The sequence below is a fragment of the Undibacterium sp. FT79W genome (assembly GCF_014284215.1).
Taxonomy (GTDB): Bacteria; Pseudomonadota; Gammaproteobacteria; order Burkholderiales; family Burkholderiaceae_D; genus Undibacterium; species Undibacterium aquatile.
The window spans coordinates 207,751-233,718 of the sequence record NZ_JACOGB010000007.1 but is presented as its reverse complement, the minus strand read 5'-3'; the positions used below and the strand labels follow the sequence as shown (position 1 = coordinate 233,718).

General features: G+C 51.0%; 20 protein-coding genes. 14 read left to right on the top strand and 6 right to left on the bottom strand.

What is annotated here, in order from left to right; all coding sequences use genetic code 11:
* Positions 1–176: 176 nt before the first annotated feature.
* The 7 genes from H8K38_RS14310 (at position 177) to H8K38_RS14280 (ending at position 9,506) form a co-directional block, all read left to right on the top strand.
* On the top strand, positions 177–3,023 hold the full coding sequence (locus H8K38_RS14310; protein WP_186885505.1) for a 2-oxoglutarate dehydrogenase E1 component: 2,847 nt from the start codon (positions 177–179) through the stop codon (positions 3,021–3,023).
* A 61-nt stretch (positions 3,024–3,084) separates the two neighbouring features.
* Positions 3,085–4,338, top strand: coding sequence for a 2-oxoglutarate dehydrogenase complex dihydrolipoyllysine-residue succinyltransferase (odhB, locus tag H8K38_RS14305; RefSeq protein WP_186885504.1), 1,254 nt, complete (start codon positions 3,085–3,087; stop codon positions 4,336–4,338).
* A 12-nt stretch (positions 4,339–4,350) separates the two neighbouring features.
* Positions 4,351–4,707, top strand: coding sequence for a PspC domain-containing protein (locus tag H8K38_RS14300; protein WP_186885503.1), 357 nt, complete (start codon positions 4,351–4,353; stop codon positions 4,705–4,707).
* A gap of 68 nt (positions 4,708–4,775) precedes the next feature.
* On the top strand, positions 4,776–6,203 hold the full coding sequence (gene lpdA / locus H8K38_RS14295; RefSeq protein WP_186885502.1) for a dihydrolipoyl dehydrogenase: 1,428 nt from the start codon (positions 4,776–4,778) through the stop codon (positions 6,201–6,203).
* 253 nt (positions 6,204–6,456) lie between these two features.
* Positions 6,457–7,554, top strand: a complete 1,098-nt coding sequence (gene zapE / locus H8K38_RS14290; protein WP_186885634.1) for a cell division protein ZapE — start codon at positions 6,457–6,459, stop codon at positions 7,552–7,554.
* Positions 7,554–7,964: a hypothetical protein gene (locus H8K38_RS14285; protein ID WP_186885501.1), complete on the top strand. Its 411-nt coding sequence runs from the start codon at positions 7,554–7,556 to the stop codon at positions 7,962–7,964. The genes zapE and H8K38_RS14285 overlap by 1 nt, the downstream gene beginning before the upstream one ends.
* Positions 7,965–8,240: 276 nt before the next feature.
* Positions 8,241–9,506: a DEAD/DEAH box helicase gene (locus tag H8K38_RS14280; RefSeq protein ID WP_186885500.1), complete on the top strand. Its 1,266-nt coding sequence runs from the start codon at positions 8,241–8,243 to the stop codon at positions 9,504–9,506.
* Between the two features lie 66 nt (positions 9,507–9,572).
* On the opposite strand, the gene H8K38_RS14275 is transcribed toward H8K38_RS14280, so the two are convergent.
* Positions 9,573–10,739, bottom strand: a complete 1,167-nt coding sequence (locus H8K38_RS14275; RefSeq protein WP_186885499.1) for a pyridoxal phosphate-dependent aminotransferase — start codon at positions 10,737–10,739, stop codon at positions 9,573–9,575.
* Positions 10,740–10,829: 90 nt separating this feature from the next.
* Positions 10,830–11,468: a uracil phosphoribosyltransferase gene (gene upp / locus H8K38_RS14270; RefSeq protein WP_186885498.1), complete on the bottom strand. Its 639-nt coding sequence runs from the start codon at positions 11,466–11,468 to the stop codon at positions 10,830–10,832.
* Between the two features lie 209 nt (positions 11,469–11,677).
* Here upp and H8K38_RS14265 point away from each other — a divergent pair, with 209 nt between their 5' ends.
* Positions 11,678–17,086 (top strand): hypothetical protein, encoded by a 5,409-nt coding sequence (locus tag H8K38_RS14265; protein WP_186885497.1) that lies wholly within the window; start codon positions 11,678–11,680, stop codon positions 17,084–17,086.
* 83 nt (positions 17,087–17,169) lie between these two features.
* Here the strand turns inward: H8K38_RS14265 and H8K38_RS14260 are convergent, their stop codons facing one another.
* Positions 17,170–18,534, bottom strand: a complete 1,365-nt coding sequence (locus H8K38_RS14260; protein ID WP_186885496.1) for an ATP-binding protein — start codon at positions 18,532–18,534, stop codon at positions 17,170–17,172.
* A gap of 18 nt (positions 18,535–18,552) precedes the next feature.
* The gene (gene ompR, locus H8K38_RS14255; RefSeq protein ID WP_186885495.1) at positions 18,553–19,323 is read right to left on the bottom strand and encodes a two-component system response regulator OmpR; all 771 of its coding nucleotides are present in this window, start codon (positions 19,321–19,323) and stop codon (positions 18,553–18,555) included.
* A gap of 244 nt (positions 19,324–19,567) precedes the next feature.
* On the opposite strand from ompR, the gene H8K38_RS14250 reads away from it, so the two are divergent.
* Positions 19,568–19,900 (top strand): hypothetical protein, encoded by a 333-nt coding sequence (locus tag H8K38_RS14250; protein ID WP_186885494.1) that lies wholly within the window; start codon positions 19,568–19,570, stop codon positions 19,898–19,900.
* Between the two features lie 27 nt (positions 19,901–19,927).
* Here H8K38_RS14250 and smpB read toward each other — a convergent pair whose 3' ends face one another.
* Entirely contained in the window at positions 19,928–20,377 is a 450-nt protein-coding gene (gene smpB / locus H8K38_RS14245; RefSeq protein WP_186885633.1) for an SsrA-binding protein SmpB, read from the bottom strand.
* A 111-nt stretch (positions 20,378–20,488) separates the two neighbouring features.
* On the opposite strand from smpB, the gene H8K38_RS14240 reads away from it, so the two are divergent.
* The gene (locus H8K38_RS14240; RefSeq protein ID WP_186885493.1) at positions 20,489–20,920 is read left to right on the top strand and encodes a type II toxin-antitoxin system RatA family toxin; all 432 of its coding nucleotides are present in this window, start codon (positions 20,489–20,491) and stop codon (positions 20,918–20,920) included.
* Positions 20,913–21,215, top strand: coding sequence for an RnfH family protein (locus H8K38_RS14235; protein ID WP_186885492.1), 303 nt, complete (start codon positions 20,913–20,915; stop codon positions 21,213–21,215). The genes H8K38_RS14240 and H8K38_RS14235 overlap by 8 nt, the downstream gene beginning before the upstream one ends.
* A gap of 15 nt (positions 21,216–21,230) precedes the next feature.
* Here H8K38_RS14235 and H8K38_RS14230 read toward each other — a convergent pair whose 3' ends face one another.
* Positions 21,231–21,731 (bottom strand): DUF4124 domain-containing protein, encoded by a 501-nt coding sequence (locus tag H8K38_RS14230; protein WP_186885491.1) that lies wholly within the window; start codon positions 21,729–21,731, stop codon positions 21,231–21,233.
* A gap of 105 nt (positions 21,732–21,836) precedes the next feature.
* On the opposite strand from H8K38_RS14230, the gene guaB reads away from it, so the two are divergent.
* From guaB to guaA, 3 genes are read left to right on the top strand one after another with little or no spacing between them, the layout of a single operon-like run.
* Positions 21,837–23,297, top strand: coding sequence for an IMP dehydrogenase (gene guaB, locus H8K38_RS14225; RefSeq protein ID WP_186885490.1), 1,461 nt, complete (start codon positions 21,837–21,839; stop codon positions 23,295–23,297).
* A 28-nt stretch (positions 23,298–23,325) separates the two neighbouring features.
* Positions 23,326–24,372, top strand: coding sequence for a GGDEF domain-containing protein (locus H8K38_RS14220; RefSeq protein WP_186885489.1), 1,047 nt, complete (start codon positions 23,326–23,328; stop codon positions 24,370–24,372).
* A gap of 3 nt (positions 24,373–24,375) precedes the next feature.
* The gene (guaA, locus tag H8K38_RS14215) at positions 24,376–25,968 is read left to right on the top strand and encodes a glutamine-hydrolyzing GMP synthase (protein ID WP_186885488.1); all 1,593 of its coding nucleotides are present in this window, start codon (positions 24,376–24,378) and stop codon (positions 25,966–25,968) included.

Below are 25,968 nucleotides of genomic sequence, written 5' to 3'. Positions count from 1 at the left end.
CGTTTTGGAATCAAAAAATATATTGTTATTGATGTGCGTTTTGACTCCGATACGAGAATAGTTTGAAACAAGCCCTTCCCCACAACTTGATGTGCAATCCGCTAACCGGTCAGGCCGTGTCGCGGAAGGTTAGACTAACCCGCTAATCTCGCGAAACGCGAAGAAAGGTGAGCAAGATGATGCAACAATATAACGCTAATTCGTATTTGTTCGGCGGCAATGCGCCGTATGTAGAGGAACTTTACGAAGCGTATCTGAATAATCCCGGTTCTGTTCCTGAAAACTGGCGTGCGTATTTCGACGCCATGCAACACGTGCCAGCAGTTGACGGCTCCAGTAAGCCCGACGTTGCTCACGCGCCCGTGATTGCTTCTTTTGCAGAACGTGCAAAACAAGGTCCTATCCGTGCCGTCAGCGCAAACGCCGATGCCGATATGGGACGTAAGCGTGTTTTCGCGCAGCAACTGATTGCAGCTTATCGTTTCCTGGGGGCTAACCTTGATCCTTTGCAACGTCAGGAGCGTCCAGGCATCCCTGAGCTGGATCCTAGCTTTTACGGATTCACCGATGCCGACATGGACATCAAATTCAATATCTCGAATACCTATTTCGGACCTGAATTAGCTTCTTTACGTGACCTGATTAATTTTTTACGTGATACTTACTGCCGTTCCATCGGCGCCGAGTTCATGTATATCAGCGATCCAGCTGAAAAACGCTGGATACAGCAAAAACTTGAATCCATCCGTTCCACACCTTCCTTTACTCCAGAGAAGAAAAAACACATTCTCGACCGTTTGACGGCAGCAGAAGGACTGGAACGCTATCTTCATACTAAATACGTCGGTCAGAAACGTTTCTCTCTTGAAGGTGGTGAAAGCTTCATCGCATCGATCGATGAAACAATTCAGCGCGCCGGTGAGCGCGGTGTCGAGGAAATCGTTATCGGTATGGCCCACCGTGGCCGTCTGAACGTTCTGGTCAATACTCTGGGTAAAATGCCGCAGGATTTGTTTGCTGAATTTGAAGGCAAGCACGGTGACGACTTGCCAGCAGGCGACGTTAAATACCACCAAGGCTTCTCATCCGATATTTCTACTCCAGGCGGTCCGGTTCACCTGTCTCTGGCATTCAATCCTTCCCATCTGGAAATCGTTAATCCTGTGGTTGAAGGCTCTGTCAAAGCGCGTATGGATCGTCGCGGTGATAAAGATGGCTCACAAGTATTGCCTATTCTGGTACATGGCGATGCCGCGTTCGCAGGGCAGGGCGTTGTGATGGAAACACTGAATCTGGCGCAGACACGTGGCTACGGCACAGGTGGTACAGTGCATATCGTAATTAACAATCAGATCGGTTTCACGACATCTGATCCACGCGATTCCCGTTCCACATTGTATTGCTCTGACGTCGTCAAGATGATTGAAGCACCGGTATTGCACGTGAATGCGGATGATCCTGAAGCCGTTGTTCTGGCAACGCAAATTGCTCTTGATTACCGTATGGAATTCAAGAAAGACATCGTTGTCGACATCATCTGCTACCGTAAATTGGGTCACAACGAACAAGATACGCCAGCATTGACGCAACCGCTGATGTACAAAAAAATCGGACAACATCCTGGTACGCGTAAATTGTATGCGGACAAGCTGGCTGCGCAAGGTACGATTCCTGCCGATGGCGGCGATCAGATGGTGAAAGCTTATCGCGATGCGATGGATGCAGGTAAACATACCCATGACCCTGTCATCTCTAACTTTAAAAACAAATTTGCGGTTGACTGGATTCCATTCCTGAACCGTAAATGGACCGATGCGGCTGATACCGCTGTGCCGCTGACTGAACTCAAGCGTCTGGCCGAGCGTATTACCGTTGTGCCTGAAGGCTTCAAACCACATAGTCTGGTAGAAAAAGTTCTCGGCGACCGCGCTACGATGGGTCGTGGTGAAATGAATCTGGACTGGGGTATGGGCGAACACCTTGCTTATGCTTCCCTGGTTTCCTCAGGTTATGCAATTCGCCTGACAGGTCAGGATGCAGGTCGTGGTACCTTCGTTCATCGTCATGCTGTTCTGCATGATCAGAAACGTGAACGCTGGGATGCAGGTACGTACATTCCTCTGCAAAATATCTCTGATAAACAGGCACCATTTACTGTTATCGATTCCGTTTTGTCAGAAGAAGCGGTACTGGGCTTTGAATATGGTTATTCCACAGCAGAGCCAAACACACTGACGATCTGGGAAGCACAGTTCGGCGATTTCGCTAACGGTGCGCAGGTCGTGATCGATCAGTTCATCAGTTCCGGTGAAGTGAAATGGGGTCGTGCCTGCGGTCTGGTCATGATGCTGCCGCATGGTTACGAAGGTCAGGGTCCTGAGCATTCATCCGCTCGTCCTGAACGTTTCCTGCAATTGTGTGCAGACAACAATATGCAAGTCGTTCAGCCGACAACTGCAGCACAGATTTTCCATCTGTTGCGCCGTCAGATGATTCGTCAGTTCCGCAAGCCACTCGTGATCATGACGCCGAAATCCTTGTTGCGTAACAAAGATGCAGGCTCTCCATTGTCTGATTTGGCAAAAGGCAGCTTCCATACTGTGATTGGTGAAGTTGACGAAACGATCGATGCGAAGAAAGTCAAACGCGTGATCGCTTGCTCCGGCAAGGTGTACTACGATCTGGTCAATGCACGTAAAGAGCGTGCGCAGACAGATACTGCGATCATCCGTGTTGAGCAGTTGTATCCATTCCCACATAAGAGCTTCGCTGCGGAATTGAAAAAATTCCCTAACCTGGCAGAGTTGGTGTGGGCACAGGATGAACCGCAAAATCAAGGTCCATGGTTCCAGATTCAGCACAATATTTTTGAAAGTCTGGAAGAAGGCCAGAAACTTGCTTACGCAGGTCGTCCAGCGAGTGCATCGCCAGCTGTCGGTTACTATGACAAGCACTATGCACAGCAAAAAGCATTGCTGGAAACGGCATTTTCCAAACTCAAGGGCTTTGTCCTGACTAAATAATGACGCGGCACTGCACCAGAAGCTGGTGCAGTGTTTGGCTACCCGAATCGGAGAGTAAAAAATGGCAATTATCGAAGTTAAAGTTCCTCAGTTATCTGAGTCCGTCGCTGAAGCGACTTTGCTGACATGGCATAAAAAAGTAGGTGAATCAGTAGCTCGTGATGAAAATCTGATCGATGTTGAAACAGATAAAGTTGTTCTGGAATTACCAGCACCGGACGCTGGTGTGATCACACAAATCATCAAGGGTGATGGCAGCACAGTTGTTGCTGGCGAAGTTATCGCTATTCTTGATACAGCAGCGAGTGCCGGAACAGTTGCAACGCCTGCGGCTGCACCTGCTGCGGTTGCAGCGGCACCGGCAGTTGCTGCATCTGCTGATGCAAAATCGTCGGCTGGCGTTGCTATGCCAGCGGCTGCAAAAATTCTGGCTGAAAACGGTTTATCCGCTGGCCAGGTTGATGGCTCAGGTAAAGATGGCCGCGTAACGAAAGGTGATGCATTGGCTGCTGTTGCTGGCAAAGCTGCACCTGCTGTTGCGCCTCTGGCAGCACCAGTGTCAACCAAGCCAGCATTGCAACAAGTGAATGCACCTGCGGCGGTGAACCTGGGCGATCGCCCTGAAGAACGCGTTCCTATGAGCCGTTTGCGTGCGCGTATCGCTGAACGTCTGGTGCAATCGCAATCTACCAACGCGATTCTGACGACATTCAACGAAGTCAACATGGCACCAGTCATGGAATTGCGCAATAAGTACAAAGACAAATTTGAAAAAGAACACGGCGTGAAACTGGGTTTCATGTCTTTCTTCGTCAAAGCTGCTGTTGCTGCGCTGAAAAAATATCCTATCGTCAATGCATCCGTTGATGGTAATGACATCGTGTATCACGGTTACTTTGATATCGGTATCGCCGTTGGTTCGCCACGTGGTCTGGTTGTGCCTATTCTGCGTAATGCCGATCAGATGTCGATCGCTGAAATCGAAAAGAAAATCGGCGAATTCGGTGCTAAAGCGAAAGATGGCAAGCTGACGTTGGACGACCTGACTGGCGGTACATTCTCCATCTCTAATGGCGGTACTTTCGGTTCCATGTTGTCGACACCGATCATCAATCCACCACAATCTGCGATTCTGGGTGTGCATGCAACCAAAGACCGCGCAGTGGTTGAAAATGGTCAGATCGTCGTTCGTCCGATGAACTATCTGGCGATGTCTTACGATCACCGTATCATCGATGGTCGTGAAGCAGTATTGGCTCTGGTTGCGATGAAAGACGCGCTGGAAGATCCATCACGCTTGTTGTTGGATCTGTAAGAGGCCATCGTCGTGAACATCGCTGACGACATCAAACGTCTGCATGAACTGCATCAGGCAGGAGCCCTGACTGATGCAGAGTTCGCGCAAGCAAAGGCGAAGCTCCTGTCTTCCGTTGGAAGCGGAGCTTCTTCTCAGGACGCACACAGTAATTCCTTTTCCGGTATCGATGATTCCCTGAATCAATTAAACCGTTTCCGCCGCTCGAATACCGATCGTTGGCTGGGCGGTATTTGCGGTGGTTTAGGCAAGTTCACCGGGTTGGAATCCTGGATATGGCGTTTGCTGTTTGTCTTTTTCACTTGTTATTTTGGCGCGGGTCTGGTCGCTTATGTTTTAGCGTGGATTTTTGTGCCGGAAGAAGAGTGAATCCGCCTGTTCACCGTATGTCTTTTCCTCACGCGTAATCAGAAACAATCAGAAATCAGGATAAATCCATGAGCAAACAATTTGATGTCGTCGTAATCGGCGGCGGCCCTGGCGGCTATATCGCAGCAATTCGTGCTGCACAACTCGGTTTTTCCACAGCCTGTATCGATGCCTGGAGCAACGACAAAGGCGGTCCGGCACCGGGCGGTACCTGCACCAACGTTGGTTGCATTCCATCTAAAGCCTTGCTGCAATCTTCCGAACACTTTGAACATGCTGGTCACGCGTTTGCTGACCACGGTATTTCTGTTTCCGGTCTGGGTATGGATGTCGCAAAAATGCTGGGACGTAAAAACACCATCGTTAAACAAAATAACGACGGTATTCTGTTCCTGTTCAAAAAGAATAAAGTCACTTTCTTCCACGGTCATGGTTCCTTCGTAAAAGCCGACGCGGCTGGTTACGAAATCAAGGTTTCCGGTAAAACAGAAGAAAGCATTACTGGTAAGCACATCATCGTGGCAACTGGCTCCAATGCACGCGCATTGCCAGCAGCTCCGTTCGATGAAAAGAACATTCTGTCGAACGAAGGCGCACTGAATATCGCTGAAGTACCGAAAAAACTTGGCGTGATCGGTGCAGGCGTGATCGGTTTGGAAATGGGCAGCGTATGGCGTCGTCTCGGTGCTGAAGTGACTGTACTCGAAGCACTGCCAACTTTCCTCGGCGCAGTGGATGAACAAATCGCTAAAGAAGCGAAAAAACTGTTCGACAAACAAGGCCTGAAAATCAACCTCGGCGTGAAAATCGGCGAGATCGTCAACAGTGGTAAAGACGTTACCGTCAATTACACTGATGACAAAGGTGCTGAGCACAAAGCCGTATTTGACAAGCTGATCATTTCTATCGGCCGCACACCAAACACCAACGGCCTGAATGCCGAAGGCGTTGGCCTGGCACTTGATGAACGTGGCTTCATCGCAGTGGATGGCGATTGCAAAACCAATCTGCCTAACGTCTGGGCGGTCGGTGACGTAGTACGCGGTCCTATGCTCGCGCACAAAGCGGAAGAAGAAGGCGTTGCCGTTGCTGAACGTATCGCTGGTCAACACGGTCACGTGAACTTCAACACGATTCCTTGGGTGATTTACACATCCCCTGAAATCGCGTGGGTAGGTCGTACCGAACAGCAATTGAAAGCCGACGGCGTTGCGTACAAAGCCGGTACTTTCCCATTCATGGCGAATGGTCGCGCACGCGCACTGGGCGATACTTCCGGTATGGTTAAATTCCTCGCCGATGCAACGACCGATGAAATCCTCGGCGTACACATCGTTGGTCCTATGGCTTCAGAATTGATCTCTGAAGCGGTGGTGGCGATGGAATTCCGTGCTTCTTCTGAAGATATCGCACGTATTTGCCACGCCCATCCTTCTTTGTCGGAAGCGACAAAAGAAGCCGCGTTGGCAGTGGATAAACGTTCGCTCAACTTCTGATCGATACGTCATTTGCACCACGATAAAAATGGACGAGTCAGATACTCGTCCATTTTTATTATTGCCGTACCCGCCGTGTCAACGTATGTGGTTGGCGTTACCGGCGGTCAACGACCAGCCAGACTGGTTCCGTATTTTTCCGATCAGTGAACGATGTGGTTTCTGTTGTCAGCATGAATCAACGCAGGGATGGATGATTGCATCGATGCGTACCGCACAAAATACGTGAGGAAACAGCTTGAAAAAACAGACTATGGACGTACAACAGTTTTACGACGAGGCGCTGACCCAGCGCGGATTTAAAGCCGACGAAGCGCAGAAGCGCGCCGTTGATCGCCTGCAGCAAGCCTATGAAGAATGGGAGCAGTACAAAGGAAAACGGGCGAACAAGCTGACCCGCCTTATCACGCGTCCTGAAGTGCCGCGCGGCGTTTATATGTGGGGCGGAGTAGGGCGCGGCAAGTCGTTTCTGATGGATAGCTTTTATTCCGTTGTCCCGGTTGTGCGTAAAACCCGTCTGCATTTTCATGAGTTCATGCGCGCCGTACATCGTCAGCTCGACGAACTCAAAGGCGTCGCTGATCCGCTGGATGAAGTCGCGAAACGCATCGCCAAAAAATACCGCCTGATCTGCTTTGATGAGTTCCATGTGTCCGATGTCGCGGATGCGATGCTGCTGTACAACCTGCTGAAAGCTTTGTTTGATAACGGCGTGTCGTTTGTCATGACATCCAATTACCAGCCCGATTTGCTGTATCCCGAAGGTCTGCATCGTGATCGCATGCTGCCGACGATCGCCTTGCTTAAAGAAAAGCTCGATGTGATGAACGTCGATTCCGGCAATGATTACCGCAAACGCGCGCTGGAACAAGTGCAGGCGTATCTGACACCGCTCTCAGCCGCTACCGATAAAGCCTTGCGCGATACGTTTTCCCGTATTGCCGACACCAAAGACGAAGACCCGCATGTCGATATCGAAGGCCGCACATTGAAAGCACTGCGCCGTGCCGGTGGTGTGATCTGGTTTGATTTTCATACGCTGTGCGGCGGCCCGCGTTCGCAGAACGATTACCTTGAAATCGCCAGCCGCTTTCATACCGTGATTTTGTCCGCCATTCCTTGCATGTCCGCTGCCATGTCCTCCGAGGCGCGGCGTTTCACCTGGTTGATCGACGTGTTTTACGATAACAAGGTCAAACTGATTATGTCCGCCGAAGTCGCACCGGAAGAGCTGTATACTAAGGGCACACTCTCGAACGAGTTTCACCGCACCGTCTCACGTATCATAGAAATGCAGTCCAAAGAATACATGGAAGCCGATCAACGTCAACTTGCCGATACGATAGCCTGATGAAATTTCTCTTACACTTATTTATTTCCAGCCTGCTGCTGACTGGCATTAGCGTGGCGCATGCCGATACTGTGGCTGATCAGGGAAAAGCAGAACTCGCCAGCATCGCCCAGCTCGTGCAGGACATGGATGGGCGCTATCCGGTCAACAGCATACAAACCAACGAAGTCGCCGATACCGTCATCGCCGAAAGCGAGACTCTGCAACGCCGCCTGCAAACCTGGTATCAGACAGCAGAGCGCCATTGCTATGACATTTTCTTTGTTAACGACTGCCTGCAAGACATCAAAGTGCAACGCCGCCGTTATTTGCCGACTTTGCAGCGCATGTCTATCGAAGCCAAAGCCGTACAACGCCAGATCCGCGTGATCGAAAAAGACCGCGAACAAGCCCGCAAACAAGTCGATTAATCCTCGCTTATTCCCCATTTCACCACCCGTCGCCACCGCCTATGGCGACACTCCCCAGATCGCTGCCAGAACCACAAAAAGTGATAAAAAAGGGGAGTATGTGGCGTTTTCACCTTATTCTCAGCGTCAATACTGGGCTTTAAAATATACTCCCCCCAGTATTTTTAGCCTCATTTAGTAGGCTAGCGGGCTCCGAATCGTGTGTGCATCGCCCTTTGTACTTTCTCAGCCTCAGAATGCGGTATAGTGCCGACCATCTTTCAGTAAAGCATAGTCATGTCATTTTCCAGCCTGGGCCTCACGGCCGCACTTCTGAGCGCCTTGCGCGACCGTAGTTATACCGAAGCGACTGCCGTACAGGCGGCCGCGATTCCTGTGATATTACAAGGCAAGGATGTGATTGCCGAGGCGCAGACCGGCTCCGGAAAAACCGTCGCCTTCTGTGCGCCGCTCTTACAAAATCTGGTGCTGACGGCGGCGCGTCCGCGAGCGGTGCAGGTGTTGATACTGGTGCCGACCCGCGAGCTTGCCGCGCAAGTGGGCACGACGCTGAGCAGCCTGTGTAAATCGGTCGCGCCTGCTGCCAAACTGGCGGTGGTGTTTGGCGGCGTCTCGATTAATCCGCAAATGCTGCATTTACGCGGCGGTGCCGACATAGTGGTCGCGACGCCAGGGCGTTTGCTGGATCTGATCGATCACAATGCCTTGTCATTGGCACGCGTGAATACGCTGGTGTTGGACGAGGCCGACCGCTTGCTGGAGCTGGGCTTTGCCGATGAGTTAAACCGCATCGTGGCGATGTTGCCGGCACAGCGTCAGAATTTATTATTTTCTGCGACGTTTGCGCCGGAAGTGGAAAGTCTGGCTGCCCGCATCAGCCCGCAACCGCAACGTATCCGCATAGAAGTCACCGATGCCGGTAAGCCTGATATCGTGCAAAAGGCCATCAGTGTTGATGCGCCTCGCCGTACCCAATTATTGCGGCATCTGCTGACCAGTGAGAAATGGTCAAGGGTGCTGGTGTTTGTCGCAACCAAATATGCGGCGGATCTGGTGGCGGTGAAATTGCGCCGCGCGCATATTGCAGCGGAACCATTTCATGGCGAGCTGACGCAAGGCAAGCGCGAACAAGTGCTGGCCGATTTCAAGGCGTCGCGCCTGAAGGTGGTGGTGGCAACCGATGTTGCTGCGCGAGGCATCGACATCGCCCAGTTGCCGGTGGTGGTGAATTATGATTTGCCGCGTTCCAGCGATGATTATATTCATCGTATAGGCCGTACCGGCCGCGCTGGTCTCAGCGGGCAGGCGTATAACTTTGTGACGCCGGAATCCGCCGCCCATTTTGCGCTGATCGCGCGTAAGCAAGGTTTGCGTTTGGAGCTGGAATCGATCCCGGGTTTTGAGGCCAGCAGTTTGCCTGTTGCTGCCAGCGAGCGTGTGCTGGATGTGAATGGTGGCGTGAAAGGGAAGCGCCCCAGCAAAAAAGACAAATTACGCGCCCTGGCGGCGCAGCAGGCGGCAGAAGCAAAAGACGATAATTAAGCTGGGCTGCAATGTTGCTGCAATGTCGCCGCGATCTTGCTGCTGATCTGCCGTTATTGTTCAAGCTTACAGCGCAGCCAGTCTGGCGATCGCAGTTTCCAGCGTTGCATCCTGTTTCGCAAAACAAAAGCGCACGACGCCGGATTCTTTTGCTTGCTGATAAAAGGCCGATACGGGAATTGCCGCAACGCCGATTTCACTGGTCAGCCAGCGCGCAAAATCGAGTTCTGGTAAATCTGAAATCGCGCGGTAATCCACACTTTGAAAATACGTACCCGCGCACGACAGCAAGCGGAAGCGGGATTGTTGCAGACCATCGCGGAAGAGGTCGCGCTTACGTTGATAAAACGCGGGCAACTCCAGATACGGCGCGGGATTTTGCATGTACTGCGCGAGCCCGACCTGCATAGGCGTATTCACGGTGAAGACATTGAACTGGTGCACTTTGCGGAATTCTGCCATCAGCGCTGCCGGGGCGACGACATAGCCGACTTTCCAGCCGGTCACATGATAGGTTTTGCCAAAACTGGAAATAATATAGCTGCGCTGCGCCAGTTCCGGGTGGCGGGCGAGTGATTCGTGGCGTTGCCCGTCATAAACCATGTGTTCATACACTTCATCCGAGGCAATGAGGATGCGGGTGTCGCGCACAATGTCGGTCAATGCCGCGATATCGCTGGCGCTCAGCACAAAGCCGGTAGGATTGTGCGGCGAATTGAGCATGATCAGCCGCGTTTTTCCGGTGATGCTGGCGCGGACTTTGTCCCACGGAATGCTGTAGCCGTGCTCGCCTAATTCCATGCTGACGAAAACCGGCACGCCACCGGCGAGTCTGATCGATGGCACATAGCTGTCATACGCAGGCTCGATCACGATCACCTCATCCCCGGCATGCACGCAGGCCAGCAAGATGGTTAATATGCCTTGCGTGGCCCCGGCGGTAACCGTGATTTCGCTGGCAGGATCATATCGATAGCCATAAATAGCCGCGATTTTTGCGGCGATCTGCTCTCTGAAGATGGCGACGCCTGGCATCGGTGGATATTGATTGTGCCCAGCGACCATGGCCTGCGTCACTGCTGCGGGTAGCGTGGGGTCGCAATCGAAATCCGGAAATCCTTGTCCCAGATTCACGGCTTTTTTCTCAGCGGCGAGTGCCGACATCACTGAAAAAATCGTTGTGCCGACTTCGGGTAATTTGGAAGCTGGAATGAAACTGGTGGTCGTCGTCATATTCAGTGCAGGGAAATAGATGTTGTATTTCTGACAGCAGAGACAAAAACGCCCCGGCGCTATGAGGCTGCCGGGGCGTTTTACTTAGATTTATTTGGTACCGAACAATCGGTCACCAGCATCGCCCAAGCCCGGAACGATATAACCATGATCGTTCAGGCATTGATCGATGGATGCGGTAATGATAGGCACATCAGGATGCGCGTTTTGCATGACCTTGATGCCTTCCGGCGCTGCCAGCAGGCAGACAAATTTAATCGACTTCGCACCGCCTTGTTTCAGGCGGGTGATTGCGGCAGCGGCAGAGTTACCGGTGGCCAGCATAGGATCAACCACGATCACCAGACGGTCAGCGATATCTTCCGGCACTTTGTAGTAATACTCGACCGGTTCCAGTGTTGCCGGGTCGCGGTACAGGCCGATATGGCCAACGCGCGCATTCGGCAACAGATCCAGCATGCCATCCAATATGCCGTTACCGGCACGCAGCACAGAGATCACGCAAAGTTTTTTGCCGCTGATCGTTGGTGCATCGATGACCTGAATCGGGGTTTCGATCCGGGTGAATTCGATAGGCAGATCGCGTGTGACTTCGTACGCCAGCATCTGGCTGATCTCGCGCAGCAGACGGCGGAAATTATCTGTTGGTGTGTCTTTGCTGCGCATCAGCGACAGTTTGTGCTGCACTAACGGATGTTTGATTTCAGTCACTAATTCGTTCAAGGTCATTCTCCTGCTGATTTTGGTGTGACCGCTATTTTACGTCCCCGCGCTGTTTTAGGGGAGGCGTTCATTCACGAATAAATGGGAATAGAGGGGTTTTTCTCGCTTTACTCTGGCGATTGTTTGATTTTTCTTCATTGATAATTCAGGGTAAGAAGTTCCGGAGCCGCCAGGCCAGCGACTTTAGGGAACGACTACTATCTCAGGAGTGAAGAATGGACAGCAATCAGTCATTATTAAATAAATTTTCTTTAGGGAATTTCTCCCTTGATCAGCGTATGGATCAGAAAGAAGATTTTTTATCTTCTCCTGATGATCTGGAGTCGAATTCCCGTATCGACGTTAAAGGCATACGTGAAGCGATTGCCCGTGTTGAGGCAGAAGCCCGTGCCACGGTCGCCTCTGAAACCCGTCTGAAAGCAGAAGCACAGGCCCGTGCAATGGCAGAAGCGCGCGCACAGGCAGAAGCTGAGGCTGCTGAGCTGGCGCAGAGAAAGCTGCAGTTGGAAAAGGAAGCAGCAGAAAGCAGCCGCACAAGATTACTCGCTGAAAAGCAATCACAGGCCGCCAGCGCAGCCCGGATTGCCGCGAATGAACAGGAAGCACGTGATTTACAAGAGCGTGCGCAAATGGAAAGCCGTGCCCGCGCACAATCTGAGCAACGTCAGAAGATAGAGCAGGAAGCCAAAGCCCGTGCTGAAATGCAGTTCAAGGCAGAGTCAGAAATTACAGCCAAAGCACAGGCAACGGTAACCCAGTTAAGCAAACAGACAGAAGCCGCAAAAAACTGGGCTGCTGAACGTTTTGCTGCATCCGAAAGTGCTCGTCAGCAAGCCGTTGAGCGTGCCCGTGCGGATGCACGTATTGCAGAACTGGCACGTGAACGCGAAAAACGCGAACGTGAAGCGCGCGAAACCTCAGAAATGCTGGTCAAAGTACGTAGCGAAACGCTGCAGGCCAGTAAAGAGCGTGATCAGGCTGAAGCCATGGCGCTGGAGTTTGCCATCAGTCGCGCCCCTGTGGAAGCACGTGCGAGAGAAGATGCGATTGCCCGCTTAGCCATAGAGCAGGAGCATGAAGCCATTGCGCAGGCCCGCATGGAATCTGAACGTCGCGCTGCAGAAGCAATCCAGATGCGCATGCAGGCAGAGCAAGACTTGTATGCGGCGGCTTCCAAGCGTGAACAGGCAGAAGTGATTGCGACAGCCACGGCACAAGCCCGCCGCGAAGCGGAAGACAAAATCCGCCAGGTCACAGAATCCCGTATCCGTGCGGAGCGCGAATTGCAATCGACCGCAATGCATCGCATTGAAAATGAACAGCAGGCAGATGCACAGGCTCGTACGCGCCTGCAAGCGGAAGCCGAAGCATCTGAAGAAGCGCGTCAACGCCGTATCGCTGAACAGGAGGCAACAGAAATTGCCCGTCAGCGTGCCGCCGAAGAACAGCGTGCCGCCAAGCTGGCCAAAGAACGCATAGAAATTGAACGTGTTGCGGTACAAGCTGCCCGTGAGCAGGCAAATGCCGAACAACAAGCCCTGAGCGCCAGCGCGTTTCAGGTTGATTTGCTCAAGCGTGCCAGCGCTGCTGCCGAGCTGAAGGCAAAAAAAGCAGAAGAATTAGTCGCTGCGGAACAAATGCGGGCGGAAGCCGAACAAAAAGCAGTGAATGCACTCGATGCAAAACTGCAGGCCGAGCGTCAGAAAGCAGAAGAAGCGGAAGCCCGTGCCAAAGCTGATGAAGCCCACGCTGAATTGTTGCGTATGCAGGAAGCGGCAGATCGCGCAGCACGCGTGGCGCAGGAAACTGAATATATCGCAGAAAAAATTGCGCTGGAAAAAGCCATAGAACAAGCTGAGTTGCAGCAAAAAATGGCAGAAGCAACAGTGAAGAAGAGCAGGGACGTCAGTGAACTCCTTCGCGTTCAACAACAATGTGCTCAGGATGAGGCGAAAGCAATGGAACTACTCGATGAGAAACTGGATGTAGAACGTCGTCGTGCCGAGGCGGTTCAGCAAATGCTGAAAACTGCAGAAGAAAAACTGGCGCTGGAGCAGGCTGCACAACTGGAACTCGAAGCAAAACAGCGTGCCGAAGAGGAAATGAAAGCGATTGCTGCCGCAAAAGAGCAAGCCGAGCGTGAGCAAAGACTGGCGCAGGAAGCCGCTAATCAGGCAGAACTGACAGCGCTGGAACAGGCCGAAATTCAAAAAGAAGTACAACGCAAAGCAGCGGCCCTGGCATTGTTGAAATCGCAGCAGGCAGTTGAAATGACGCGTGCCGAGCAGGTTCGTACCGAAGCGGAAAAACAGGCAGTATGCGCAGCGCAGGAAAAGCTGGAAGCAGAAAAAGCCACGGCAGAACAAGTGATCGCCCGTGCCCATGCTGATCGTCAGCATGTCAATGTATTGCAGGCACGTCAGCAACAGGAATCGGAAGCCCGGACTGCGCGTCAGGCATTGATCCAGGCGGAGCAAGCCCGCCTGCAAAAAATGCAGGAGCATGCTGAGTTGCAAAAGCAAGCAGCCAGCGCGGCTCAATCCAAAGTCGCAGAAGCGGAAGAGTTAGGTAAAACCTTGCGCCTGCGCGCAGAGTCAGAACAAAAAGCGCTCGGACTGGTGCAGGAAAAATTACAGGCAGAAAAGAAATTAACGGCAGAATTGCAGGCGAAAGCAAAAGTCGAGCAGGAAGAGCGCGATCAGCATCTGGCCAGACTGGAAGCAGAGCAAGCGCTGCGTACTGCAACAGAATTAAAACTCGCTGAAGAAAAGAAATTGTTCGAGCAAAATGCGGCGCAGGCGCAGGCTGAACAGCAGGCAGCGCAGGCTGCAGCGGCACGTGTTAAAGCGGCAGCGCAGATCACACGTCTGGAACAGGAAAAAGCACAATCGCAACAACAGGCAGCAGCGGCGCTGGAGCAACAAGCGAAACTGGAGCAAGAACGTACCGATGCCGAAAAATCTATCGCGAAAGCTGCAACAGAAAAACTGACGGCAGAAAAAATCGCCCATGCTGCTGCACAGGCAAAAGCGATTGCAGAGCAAGAGCAGGCCGTTGCAGCCGCAGAACGTGCACGTGCCGAGCAAGAGGCAAGTCAGATGGCCGAGGCGAAACTGCAGGCAGAAAAAGCCTTGCAATTGCAGGCGCAGGCGTATGCGGCCAGCCAGCAAAAAGCGCATCAGCTGGTGGTTGAAAAAAATCGACGCATCGCAGAGTTGGAACAAGTTGTACAACAACGCTCTGCTGATGAAGCGGTGTTGCTGGCAACCACAACAGCAAAATTACAGGCAGAACAAAGCGCTCAGCAAGACGTACAAACCCGTCTGGTCAGCGAAAAACAGACCAATGAATTTGCCCAAGCCAACGCATATGCACAGCAGGTGGCACGTCTGGCCGGTGAGGCAACTCTCGCTGCAGAGCAGGCTTTACATCAGGAATTGGCTGCACATGCCGATGCACAAAAGCTGATGGCAGAAATCGCACAACAGCGTTTGCAGCAAGAACAGCAATTGCTGAAAGCAGAGCAAGAACGTATCGCAGCCGAGCAGGCGCTGGTAGCAATGCTGACAGCAAAACAAGAGGCTGAAGTCGCTGCAGCAGCGGAAGTACAGGCGCGTCTGGATGCGGAAGCTGAGCAAGTGGAATTGTTGGCAGCGCGCAAAAATAGCGATGAAGAAGCACGCCTGGCAATAGAAAATCTGAATACGAAAGAAAAAGAATGGCTGGCGCAAGCGGCTGAAGAAGCATTGATCAAGCGTCAGACTGCTGCCGCACTCGAAGAAAAAACCTCCTTATTGCTGGAATCCAGCCGTGCAGAGCAACAACGCCTGGCGACCGAGCAACAACTGAGCGAAGAGTTGCAAGCGAAATTACTGGCGGAACAACAGCAACAGCAAGCGTTGCAACAACGTTTGCAGGCGGAACAAGAAGCAGCGCAGATCGCGGCCTCACGTTTTGAACAGGAGCAGGCGGCAGCACAGGCATCACAATTGCAACTGGAGACCGAGCAGGCGATGTTTGCTAAATCGGTACAACACGCTGAGGCGCAACGTGCAGCGGCAGAGGCGATGGAAGCTAAATTGCGTGAAGCGGAAACGTTGGCGTTGATGGAAAACCGCCGTGCAGCCGCTGAGCTTGAAGAATTGGCCGCTATCGAACAAAAGATGCTGGCAGAACAAAAGGCGTTGGCGGAAGCTGAACAACGTCAGCAAGCTGAACAAGCGTATCTGCAATTGTCTGAGATTCGTGCTCAGGCTGAGCAAGATGCGAACGTGGCAATGCAGATCAAACTGACCGCCGAGAAAGAAGCGACAGAATTAGCGCAAATGCACGCGGCCGCAGAAAAAGAAGCTGCTGAACTGGCGCAGATGCGTGCTGACGAGCTGTTGGCATTGCAGCAGATGGAAGCGCAAAAGGCCGAGCTGGCTCAGCGTGAAATCCAGGCGATGCAACTGCAGAAGCAACGCGAGCAGGATGAGTTGCAATTGAAGCAGCAGGCATTGACGGCGATCAGCCAGAAAATGGAAGCGGAAGCGTTGATACTCAAAGCCTCCGAAGATAGATTGCAAATTGAGGCGGAATTGGCGAAGCAGAGCCAGTTGCGCGCACAAAAAGCAGCCGAGGCTAATGCAGCGGAACAGGAAAAAGTCGCTGCAGAACAAGCATTGATTGCGGCATCTGAAGCGCTGGCAGAGCAAGCCAGAATGGCGACAGTTGAGATGAACGCCCGAATGGAGCAACAGCAGCAACTGGCAGAAATTGAAGCGCAAAGAATTGCAGCTGAGAACAAGCTGGCGCAAGACGTTGCCGCACGTTTGCAGGACGAACAGGCCTTGCTGGCAGACTTGCAGCAACAGGAAGAGCAAGAGGCTGCGTTGGCAGATCTGATGTTGCAACGTCGCGCCGAACTTGCAGCAGCAAAAGCCGCATTAGAACAGGCGAAGAAAAATGCTCTGACATTATCTGCGGAAGAAATAGAGCTGGCGGCATTGCAGCAACAGTTCGCGCAACAACAACAGGCAATGGAACAACAAAAGCAACAGCGTCAGGAGCAGGCTGAATTGCTGAAAGCGCAGTTGGCAGAGATGCAGGCTGCATTGAAAGCGGAAGCCGAGCAAGAAAATCTGAGTCTGGTCGCGGAACATGCGCAGGCTGAAAATCTGGCGCAGGAATTGATTTCCAAGTTGCGCAACAATCAACAACAAAGTGCTGAATGGCGTTTGCAGGCGCAGCAAATGCTGTCGAGTGCGCCGGTGGAAATTACTTACGACATCGGGCAGCAAGCGGAAAAAGATGCGCAGGAACGCTTCCGTCTGCGCCTGCGTCCTTCCGTGCTGGCTGGTTTGATGTTGTGTGCTGGGGTTGCTGGCGCGGGTTTCGCTAATTTCTCTACACCGATGTCTGTTGCCAACGCGATGGCAGCCAAGGCTGCACCGGTTGTTGCCAGCCCTGCGAATGTCGCCGCACCGTCTGTAAAACTGAACAGCGGCATGCAATTGAGCTATGAACTGACACCATCAGCAACACAGGTGAAAAAATCTGCGGAAAATGGCATTGCACAACAAACTGAACCGGTGAAGGCAGAAGAAAAAGCGGCCTTGCAATTAGCGTTGGCGGCGAAGTAAGAGCAGCAGATAAGAGCAGCAGAAAACTACTCTTGAGTAGTAAATAAAAAATCCCGGTGATTATTTATTATTACCGGGATTTTTTATTTGAACTTCATTTCTGGAAAAATCATGACGGCAACAAAGCCTTTGTGCTCATGGTTATAAATCCTTAATCTGCCACGATGACGGCGGACTATCCTATCGACAATCGCCAGACCGAGACCTGAACCGTTTGCCTGGCTGCGTGAGACATCGGCGCGAGTAAAGGGTTTCAGCAGACGCCCGATATCATCGTCGCTCGGAGCACCTTCACCGTAATCCCGGAAACTGATCAATACACCTTGTTTTTTGCCCTTCGTTTTGTGGCTGCATTGAATTTCTACAACGGTGTTGAGTTTATCCGGATTCTTTCCGTAACGGCAGGAGTTTTCAATCAGGTTGCTGAATAGTCGCCTGAGCTCTGTCGCATTTCCTGAAATATACATGTCCGTTGCAATCGCTGAATGCAGGTGAAGGTAGTTCACCCGTGAATACTCCTGAATCACTTGTTTCAGTAATTCGCTGATATTCACTTTATCAAAACGAAGACTGTCGATCGGTTTCGCATAATCAAGAAACTGATTGATGATTGCATCCATTTGCGACAGATCTGATTGCATGCCGGATCGTGCCTGTTCGTCCAGATCGGCCATTTCCACTTCGAGTTGCATACGTGCGAGCGGTGTACGCAAATCATGTGAAATCCCGGCAAGAATGATGGTGCGGTCGGCATCGATTCTGGCCAGATCTGCAACCATGTTATTAAAGCTGGCATTGGTTTCGCGAATTTCTTTCGGGCCGCGTTCAGGCAGAGCCGGTGCCTGCTTACCCTGGGCAAGTAAGCGTGCTGCATTACTCAGGCGGGACAGGGGATCGTTAATGAATTTAGAAATCACTGCTGCACCCAGCAGGGTAATCAACAAGGTGGCGGTGATCCAGCTGAGTACGGGCAAGGTTGTTGGTGGCTCCAGCCGGTCTTCATCCAGCCGCAGCCAGTAATGATCGCCCTCGATCTCCAGACTGATCCAGAATCCGCTATTACCATTCACCGAGCGGGCGAAACGGGTCTCTTTGCCCAGCTGCGCTTTCATCATCTCACTGAATTCGGTCAGAAAAACGGTGGGCTCAAGTTTATCCAGGGTGTCGGCATCATTCCGTAGATAAATCCGTATTCCCTCGCTATGCGCCAGATCGAGCAAAAGCTCTTTGCGTTTTTCGGGCGCAGAATGTGTCAGCGCAGCGCGTGTAATCGTGACGATGGAAGTGATTTGCGCCGTCAGTTGCTGAGCGCGAGGTGTTCGTTCAAGGGTTTTGAAACTGACGAACCATATCATCATACTGGCCATCACAAGGATGGCCAGTAAAAAAAATGTACGCCAGAAAAGACCGCTGCGCAGCCATTCGAGACTATTCAGATATGAGCGCATACGTCTTCAGAGGGAACGCTATTCCTTGCTTGCTTCCGGAATGAAGACGTAGCCGAGTCCCCATACAGTCTGGATGTATAAAGGATTGGATGGATCTGGTTCTATCAGTTTTCTCAGACGTGAAATCTGCACATCCAGACTACGGTCAAATACTTCATATTCGCGGCCACGTGCCAGTTCCATCAGCTTTTCACGGGATAAGGGCTGGCGCGCATGGCGGGCAAAGACTTTGAGTACGGAAAATTCGCCAGTCGTCAGAGAAATAGCTTCGTTGTTTTTTCTCAGAGTACGAGTGCCGAGATCCAGAACAAAATCGCCGAAAGCAAATGTTTGTGGGCCGTCGGAAGGCGCTCCGGGTAATTCATCCGGTACTTTGCGACGTAATACGGCATTGATGCGGGCAACCAGTTCACGTGGATTGAATGGTTTCGGCAGGTAGTCATCGGCTCCCATTTCCAGTCCGATAATCCTGTCCACTTCCTCGCTTTTCGCCGTCAGCATGATGATAGGCGTTTTGTCGCCTGCACCGCGCAACCGGCGGCAAATGGCGAGCCCGTCTTCGCCCGGCAGCATTAAATCCAGTACCAGCATGTCGTAGCGTTCACGCATCCAAAGTTTATTCATGGTCTGCGCATTCTCTGCGCCGACAACATGAAAACCTTGTTCGGTCAGGTAACGCCGCAACAGTTCGCGGAGTCGTAAATCGTCGTCCACAACCAGAATTTTTGCTTTCGGTGCGTTGTTGGCGGGAGTCGGAGTGTTCTCTGTAGGTGTTTGAAGATTTGTCATGTCTGTAATGGTACTGGCATCGTTACCGCCTGGGAACAGTCAGGCAGAGAGGATTACAAAGAGTTACATACTTTACTTCTATGGGAAAGGAATAACAATGTAATTAAATTAAACTACGATGACAATCTGATCATTGGTCATGCGTTTTCTGTTTTTTTTGCCGTTGTTAGAGTTGACTGGAGCAAGCGCCTGATGCAAAAAATGGTGGTATCAAATTCTATGCTGCAAAAACTGAAAACAGTGAATGAATAAAGCTCTCGCTATATTTTTTGCCATCTTGCTGGTGCTGTTGTCGATAGGTTCCGTGATCGCAATACCTTCGCCTGACTCCGGAGCCACAAATCCGACTTCAGGCTTTTTCGCTGGAAAGCATACGCAAGCCAGTGTTGCTGATGTTTCTTTATCTGCGACAACGATAGACAAACACAAAAACTGCGGCTTTAAAAAAATGTCCGCTACATCCTCCTGTGAAAGTCCTTTGGCTGATATAAAGAAAAATAAGCTCAGCGTGGATGAGCGAAAGGTGCTGCGTCGGCAAATTCGTGACGTTGAACAAGAATTTGATGCCGCCAAATAGCCAGCCAGAAAAAACCTTGTGTCGATATTAGCGGCGATGTTGTTTCATTATCTTTTGCTGTTCACGCTGCCAGTCTTTTTCTTTCTCTGATTCTCGCTTGTCGTGTTGCTTTTTACCTTTGGCAAGCCCTATCTGACATTTTATTCTGCCATTGCTGAAGTGCATGTTGAGTGGCACCATCGTATAGCCAGAGCGTTCGACTTTGCCGATTAATTTGCTGATCTCTGCTTTGTTCAGCAATAATTTTCGTGTACGCACCGAGTCGGGATGTATGTGCGTTGAGGCGGTTGGCAGTGCACCGATATGTGCCCCAAACAGAAAAATCTCACCATTACGCACAATCACGTATGCTTCTTTTAATTGAAGACGTCCAGCACGGATTGCTTTGACTTCCCAGCCTTGCAACACCACACCTGCTTCGAATTGTTCCTCGATAAAGTAATCGTGGAAGGCTTTTTTGTTATCAGCAATACTCATGTAATAAGGAAATTGGTTATCTTGCCGTTTCAAAATTTCTTATGATAATTTCGATACGGTGGCGACTCGGTTAAAATGCGAATCTGTGATTCTACCAAATGGTTTCTTTAGATGGCAGTCGTACATAAAACAGTTTTTATCGGATACAGCGCCGCTCAGATGTTTGCGCTGGTTGAGCAGGTCGAAAAATACCCTGAATTTTTGCCTTGGTGTGGCGAGGTTAAGGTAGTGGAGAGATCGGAAACGAATCTGATTGCAACCCTTGCTATTAATTTTCATGGTATCAAACAAAGCTTCACCACAAAAAATATCAATCAGCCGCCACATTCTATGCAGATGAATCTCGTTGATGGCCCGTTTAGGCAACTGACTGGCGGCTGGAAGTTTACTGAATTGCGCCCGGATGCCTGCAAGATCGAGTTCGACCTCAATTATGATTTTTCCAGTAAGTTATTGGAACACTTGATTGGTCCGGTATTCAGCAAGATTGCAAATAGTTTTGTTGATTCATTTTGCTCGAGAGCGGAGGCGATTTATGCCTGATGAAAATAAAATTCAGGTGCAGGTTTGCTATTCATCCGGTGATGCTGTCAGTTTGCTCAATGTCAGTGTGCCTCTTGGTGCCAGTGTTCGTCAGGCGATCGATTCCAGTTGTATTTTGGAGCAGCATCCTGAGCTGAATCTCAATACCCTCAAAATAGGGGTCTACGGCAAACTGAAAGATGAGAGCGCGGTTCTGCACGAGGGCGACAGGGTGGAAATCTATCGCCTCTTGCTTGCCGATCCTATGGAAGCCAGACGGCGGCGCGCGCAGAAACAGCAAAAATTGGCAGTGTAACGGTCATTGCTGAAATTACTGACAGCCAGCCAGTGCTTTTTTTACATCCGCAGCTTCTTTTTCCCGCTGTGCATCTGACAAGTAGTTGCGCTCACCGTTTTTATCGGTAGTCGCTACCCGTTGTCCCGATTCCAGAACTTTCTGATACGACCTTGCGCGTTCACAATTTTTCTGTTTATCAGCATTGGCCTGTTGATCCTCACTTGCTTTCTTGTCTTTTTCAGCTTGTTCAGCGCGGCGTTTATTGAAATCTTCGTTTCTCGCTGACGTTGTCATTGGTTTTTGCTGCGCATTTGAAGCGTCTTTTGATGCGCTCGTAGCGTCGCTGGGTTCTGCTGGTTTTGTTGCTGACTGTCCTGGCGATTTAATGATACGGTTTTTTGGGGTCGATGCCGGAGGAGGGGTGTCAGAAAACTGTTTATTGCCCTTTTCATCTACCCATATATATTGAGCAAAAGCGCTTGCGCAGGTGAGCGTGGCAATGATAAATCCACTGATAAGCTTGAGTTTTAACATGAAGTCGTTCTTTCAAAGAGGGCAAAAGATGCAAGAGTTTTACACGTAGCGAGACTACTTCGCAAGTTTTCTGTATAATTCGCTTTTGCGCCTATAGGAAATAGTATGCGTTTACTTCAAAAAGCACTCACGTTCGATGACGTGCTCCTCGTTCCGGCATATTCGGACATTCTCCCGAAAGATACCTCTCTTGCGACTAAATTGACGCGTAATATTCATTTGAATATACCGTTGGTTTCTGCTGCTATGGATACCGTTACTGAAGCCAGACTGGCGATTGCCATGGCGCAGGAGGGTGGTATCGGTATCATCCATAAAAACCTGACCGCCAAAGAGCAAGCGCGTGAAGTGGCGAAGGTGAAACGTTTTGAATCCGGGGTGTTGCGTGATCCGATCACGATTCCACCTGGTATGAAAATCCGTGAAGTGATTGCCTTGTCTCAACAACACGGTATCAGCGGCTTTCCTGTCGTTGAAGGTAAAGTTGTCGTTGGTATTATCACTAATCGCGATCTGCGTTTTGAGCAAGAATTGGATGCGGAAGCCCGCACCAAAATGACTCCGCGTGAAAAGCTGGTGTGCGTGAATGAGACGGCCGACCTAGCGGAAGCAAAGCGGTTGATGAATAAACATCGCCTTGAACGCGTATTGGTCGTGAATGACGCTTTCGAATTACGCGGTCTGATTACGGTTAAAGACATTCAGAAGTCGACAGAACATCCGTTCGCATCGAAAGATGAACACGGAAAATTACGTGTTGGTGCGGCGGTCGGGGTTGGTGTCGAGAACGAAGAACGTATCGATCTGCTGGCTAAAGCGGGTGTGGACGTGATTGTTGTCGATACTGCGCACGGTCATTCTAAAGGTGTGCTGGATCGTGTTCGCTGGGTGAAAGATAATTACCCGCATATTGAAGTTATCGGTGGCAACATCGCAACGGCAGCGGCTGCGCTGGCGCTGGTTGAACACGGTGCAGATGCGGTTAAAGTCGGCATCGGCCCTGGCTCTATTTGCACGACGCGTATCGTTGCTGGTGTTGGTGTGCCGCAAATTACAGCGATTGCGAATGTGGCAAATGCACTCAAAGGAACAGGTGTGCCGTGTATCGCTGACGGTGGTGTCCGCTTCTCTGGTGACGTGTCCAAAGCATTGGCGGCAGGTGCGTCAACCGTGATGATGGGTAGTATGTTCGCTGGTACGGAAGAAGCACCGGGTGAGGTGATTCTGTTCCAGGGGCGCAGTTATAAATCCTATCGCGGCATGGGAAGCCTGGGCGCGATGGCAGATGGTTCTGCAGACCGTTATTTCCAGGATGCGGCTAATAACGCTGATAAGCTGGTGCCAGAAGGTATTGAAGGTCGTGTTGCATATAAAGGCAGCGTGCTGGCGATTCTGTATCAACTGGTCGGTGGCGTCCGTTCATCGATGGGATATTGTGGTTGCGCGACGATTGAAGATCTTCGGACTAAAGCTGAGTTTGTTGAAATCACTTCTGCCGGTATGCGTGAGTCGCATGTGCATGACGTGCAGATTACGAAAGAAGCTCCGAATTATCGCGCCGATTAATATCTGAACGATACGCCTGGGGTGTTGCATGTCTTTGAATTCGACAGATTTTGGTTTGACAACGCTTCAGGTTAATTCTGGTTTCAGTAAAATATTAGCTGAAAAATTTGAAGCAAAAATTGCCCGCTTTGAACGTGTGGGCATGGGGCTGTTTGGTGTTGCCAATTGTTTTGTGACATTTGGTCGCGTTGTTGGTCGCTCCGGTCTTACTGAGCGTTCCATCACTGAAATGGAAGCTGCGTTTTCTGACGAATTCCCGTTGAGTGACGAAGTGTTGGTTCTGTCTGACCTTAATGTTCATGGCGAATTCGGGCAGCACCGCTTTGTTGCTGGCCCACCAATGATCCGGTTTTTTGCTTCGTTTCCTGTCTACGGTCAGGATGGCAAACTGGTGGCGTGTTTGCGTTTGCTGGATTATCAGCCACACATTTTTGATGATGAGCAGCGCTTGTTGTTGGCTGATCTCGCGATTATGGTCGAGCGGGAATTGGCGTTGAGCGCCGTTTGCCAGAATCAACTTGAATTGATGAAGCAGAACCGGCGCTTAAAGCGGGATACCTTGGTTGATCCCTTGCTCGGCACCTGGAACAAGCCTGCGATCATACGTTCTTTGCGTCTGGAAATGGAACGCTGTGCCAATTCGGGCAAACCAATGTCCTTGTTGTTTTTACTGCCGGATCAGATTGCTGAATTACGGGTAAAACACGGCATGGTTCTGACTGACCAGATCTTGGTGCGAATGGTGAGCCGTATTCGTTCTTGTATTCGTCCATTTGATGCTTTAGGGCGGTTTGATAACGATCAGTTTCTGATTGTGTTGCCTGGTGCATCGCGTTTGGTCGTGATGGCAGTTGCAGAAAGAATCAGACTGTCAGTCATGATGCATTCCGAATGGATAGAAAACGCGGAAGTTTCATTGACGGTTTGCGTTGGATTGGCATCGACTGATGTGTACCCTGATGCAGATCCGGAAATATTAATCAGCTTAGCTGAAAAAGCCCTGCTCTCGGCAAAGAGAGCAGGAAACAATACTGTTGTACAGGCTACGCCCGGGCAACCTGACATGATGATTTGATTTATGCACTCAAAAATTCTTATTCTCGACTTTGGCTCTCAAGTCACTCAATTGATCGCTCGCCGTGTCCGCGATGCAGGTGTTTTTTCTGAAGTTCATCCTTACGATGTCAGCGATGAATTTATCCGCAATTACGGCGCTGCAGGCATCATCCTGTCAGGTGGCCCTAGCAGTGTAACCGAAGGTGATACGCCACGCGCGCCGATGGCTGTATTCGACGCCGGTGTACCGGTGCTGGGTATCTGCTACGGTATGCAAACGATGGCAGAGCAACTTGGCGGTAAAGTAGAAAATGGTCTGGTACGTGAATTTGGTTACGCTGAAGTTCGTGCCCGCAGCCATACAGCCTTGTTAAACGGTATCAATGATTTCGTGACACCTGAAGGCCACGGCATGCTGAAGGTCTGGATGAGTCACGGCGATAAAGTCAATGAAATGCCACCGGGTTTCAAGCTGATGGCATCAACGGATAACTGCCCGATTGCAGCAATGGCGGACGAAGAGCGCCGTTTTTACGCTGTCCAGTTCCATCCGGAAGTCACGCACACAGTACAAGGTGAGGCCATCATTGGCCGTTTTGTACATGAAATCTGTGGCTGTAAATCTGACTGGAATATGCCGGATTACATCGCCGAAGCCGTCGCCGCAATCCGCGCTCAGGTTGGTACCGATGAAGTGATCCTCGGCTTGTCCGGCGGCGTCGACAGTAGTGTCGCTGCTGCATTGATTCATCGCGCGATCGGTGATCAGCTGACTTGCGTGTTTGTCGATCACGGCTTGCTGCGTCTTGATGAAGGCAAGATGGTGATGGACATGTTCGCCAAAAACCTCGGTGTCAAAGTAATTCACGTTGATGCAACCGCCCAATTCATGGGGCATCTGAATGGCGTTACTGATCCTGAAGCAAAACGTAAAATTATTGGCCGTGAATTCGTTGAGGTGTTCCAGGCAGAATCAGCCAAACTGAGCAATGCCAAATGGCTGGCGCAAGGCACGATTTATCCTGACGTGATCGAGAGTGCTGGCAAGGGCAAAAAAGGTTCGCATACCATCAAGAGTCACCATAACGTCGGTGGTTTGCCGGATACGCTAAACCTGAAACTGCTGGAACCACTGCGCGAACTGTTCAAAGACGAAGTGCGTAAACTCGGTGTTGCACTCGGTTTGCCGCATGGCATGGTATATCGTCATCCGTTCCCTGGACCTGGTCTCGGTGTGCGCATTCTTGGCGAAGTCAAAAAAGAATTTGCCGATCTGCTGCGTAAAGCCGACGCTATTTTTATCGAGGAATTACGTACGAACTTCGTTGATCCAAACGCTGAAAAACCAGTCAGCTGGTATGACGCGACTAGTCAGGCATTCGCGGTTTTCCTGCCAGTGAAATCGGTAGGCGTGATGGGCGATGGTCGCACTTACGATTACGTTGTCGCATTGCGTGCGGTTCAGACGCAGGATTTCATGACCGCCCACTGGGCACATCTGCCGCACGAGTTATTGGGCAAGGTTTCCAACCGGATTATCAATGAAGTGCGTGGCATCAATCGTGTTGTCTACGATATTTCCGGCAAACCGCCAGCAACAATTGAGTGGGAATAA

Bases quoted from the DNA above. Each gene is read 5' to 3' on its own strand.
- H8K38_RS14310 (WP_186885505.1), top strand. From the start codon at position 177: ATGATGCAACAATATAACGCTAATTCGTATTTGTTCGGCGGCAATGCG.
- odhB (WP_186885504.1), top strand. From the start codon at position 3,085: ATGGCAATTATCGAAGTTAAAGTTCCTCAGTTATCTGAGTCCGTCGCT.
- lpdA (WP_186885502.1), top strand. From the start codon at position 4,776: ATGAGCAAACAATTTGATGTCGTCGTAATCGGCGGCGGCCCTGGCGGC.
- zapE (WP_186885634.1), top strand. From the start codon at position 6,457: ATGGACGTACAACAGTTTTACGACGAGGCGCTGACCCAGCGCGGATTT.
- H8K38_RS14285 (WP_186885501.1), top strand. From the start codon at position 7,554: ATGAAATTTCTCTTACACTTATTTATTTCCAGCCTGCTGCTGACTGGC.
- H8K38_RS14280 (WP_186885500.1), top strand. From the start codon at position 8,241: ATGTCATTTTCCAGCCTGGGCCTCACGGCCGCACTTCTGAGCGCCTTG.
- H8K38_RS14275 (WP_186885499.1), bottom strand. From the start codon at position 10,739: ATGACGACGACCACCAGTTTCATTCCAGCTTCCAAATTACCCGAAGTC.
- upp (WP_186885498.1), bottom strand. From the start codon at position 11,468: ATGACCTTGAACGAATTAGTGACTGAAATCAAACATCCGTTAGTGCAG.
- H8K38_RS14265 (WP_186885497.1), top strand. From the start codon at position 11,678: ATGGACAGCAATCAGTCATTATTAAATAAATTTTCTTTAGGGAATTTC.
- H8K38_RS14260 (WP_186885496.1), bottom strand. From the start codon at position 18,534: ATGCGCTCATATCTGAATAGTCTCGAATGGCTGCGCAGCGGTCTTTTC.
- ompR (WP_186885495.1), bottom strand. From the start codon at position 19,323: ATGACAAATCTTCAAACACCTACAGAGAACACTCCGACTCCCGCCAAC.
- H8K38_RS14250 (WP_186885494.1), top strand. From the start codon at position 19,568: ATGAATAAAGCTCTCGCTATATTTTTTGCCATCTTGCTGGTGCTGTTG.
- smpB (WP_186885633.1), bottom strand. From the start codon at position 20,377: ATGAGTATTGCTGATAACAAAAAAGCCTTCCACGATTACTTTATCGAG.
- H8K38_RS14240 (WP_186885493.1), top strand. From the start codon at position 20,489: ATGGCAGTCGTACATAAAACAGTTTTTATCGGATACAGCGCCGCTCAG.
- H8K38_RS14235 (WP_186885492.1), top strand. From the start codon at position 20,913: ATGCCTGATGAAAATAAAATTCAGGTGCAGGTTTGCTATTCATCCGGT.
- H8K38_RS14230 (WP_186885491.1), bottom strand. From the start codon at position 21,731: ATGTTAAAACTCAAGCTTATCAGTGGATTTATCATTGCCACGCTCACC.
- guaB (WP_186885490.1), top strand. From the start codon at position 21,837: ATGCGTTTACTTCAAAAAGCACTCACGTTCGATGACGTGCTCCTCGTT.
- H8K38_RS14220 (WP_186885489.1), top strand. From the start codon at position 23,326: ATGTCTTTGAATTCGACAGATTTTGGTTTGACAACGCTTCAGGTTAAT.
- guaA (WP_186885488.1), top strand. From the start codon at position 24,376: ATGCACTCAAAAATTCTTATTCTCGACTTTGGCTCTCAAGTCACTCAA.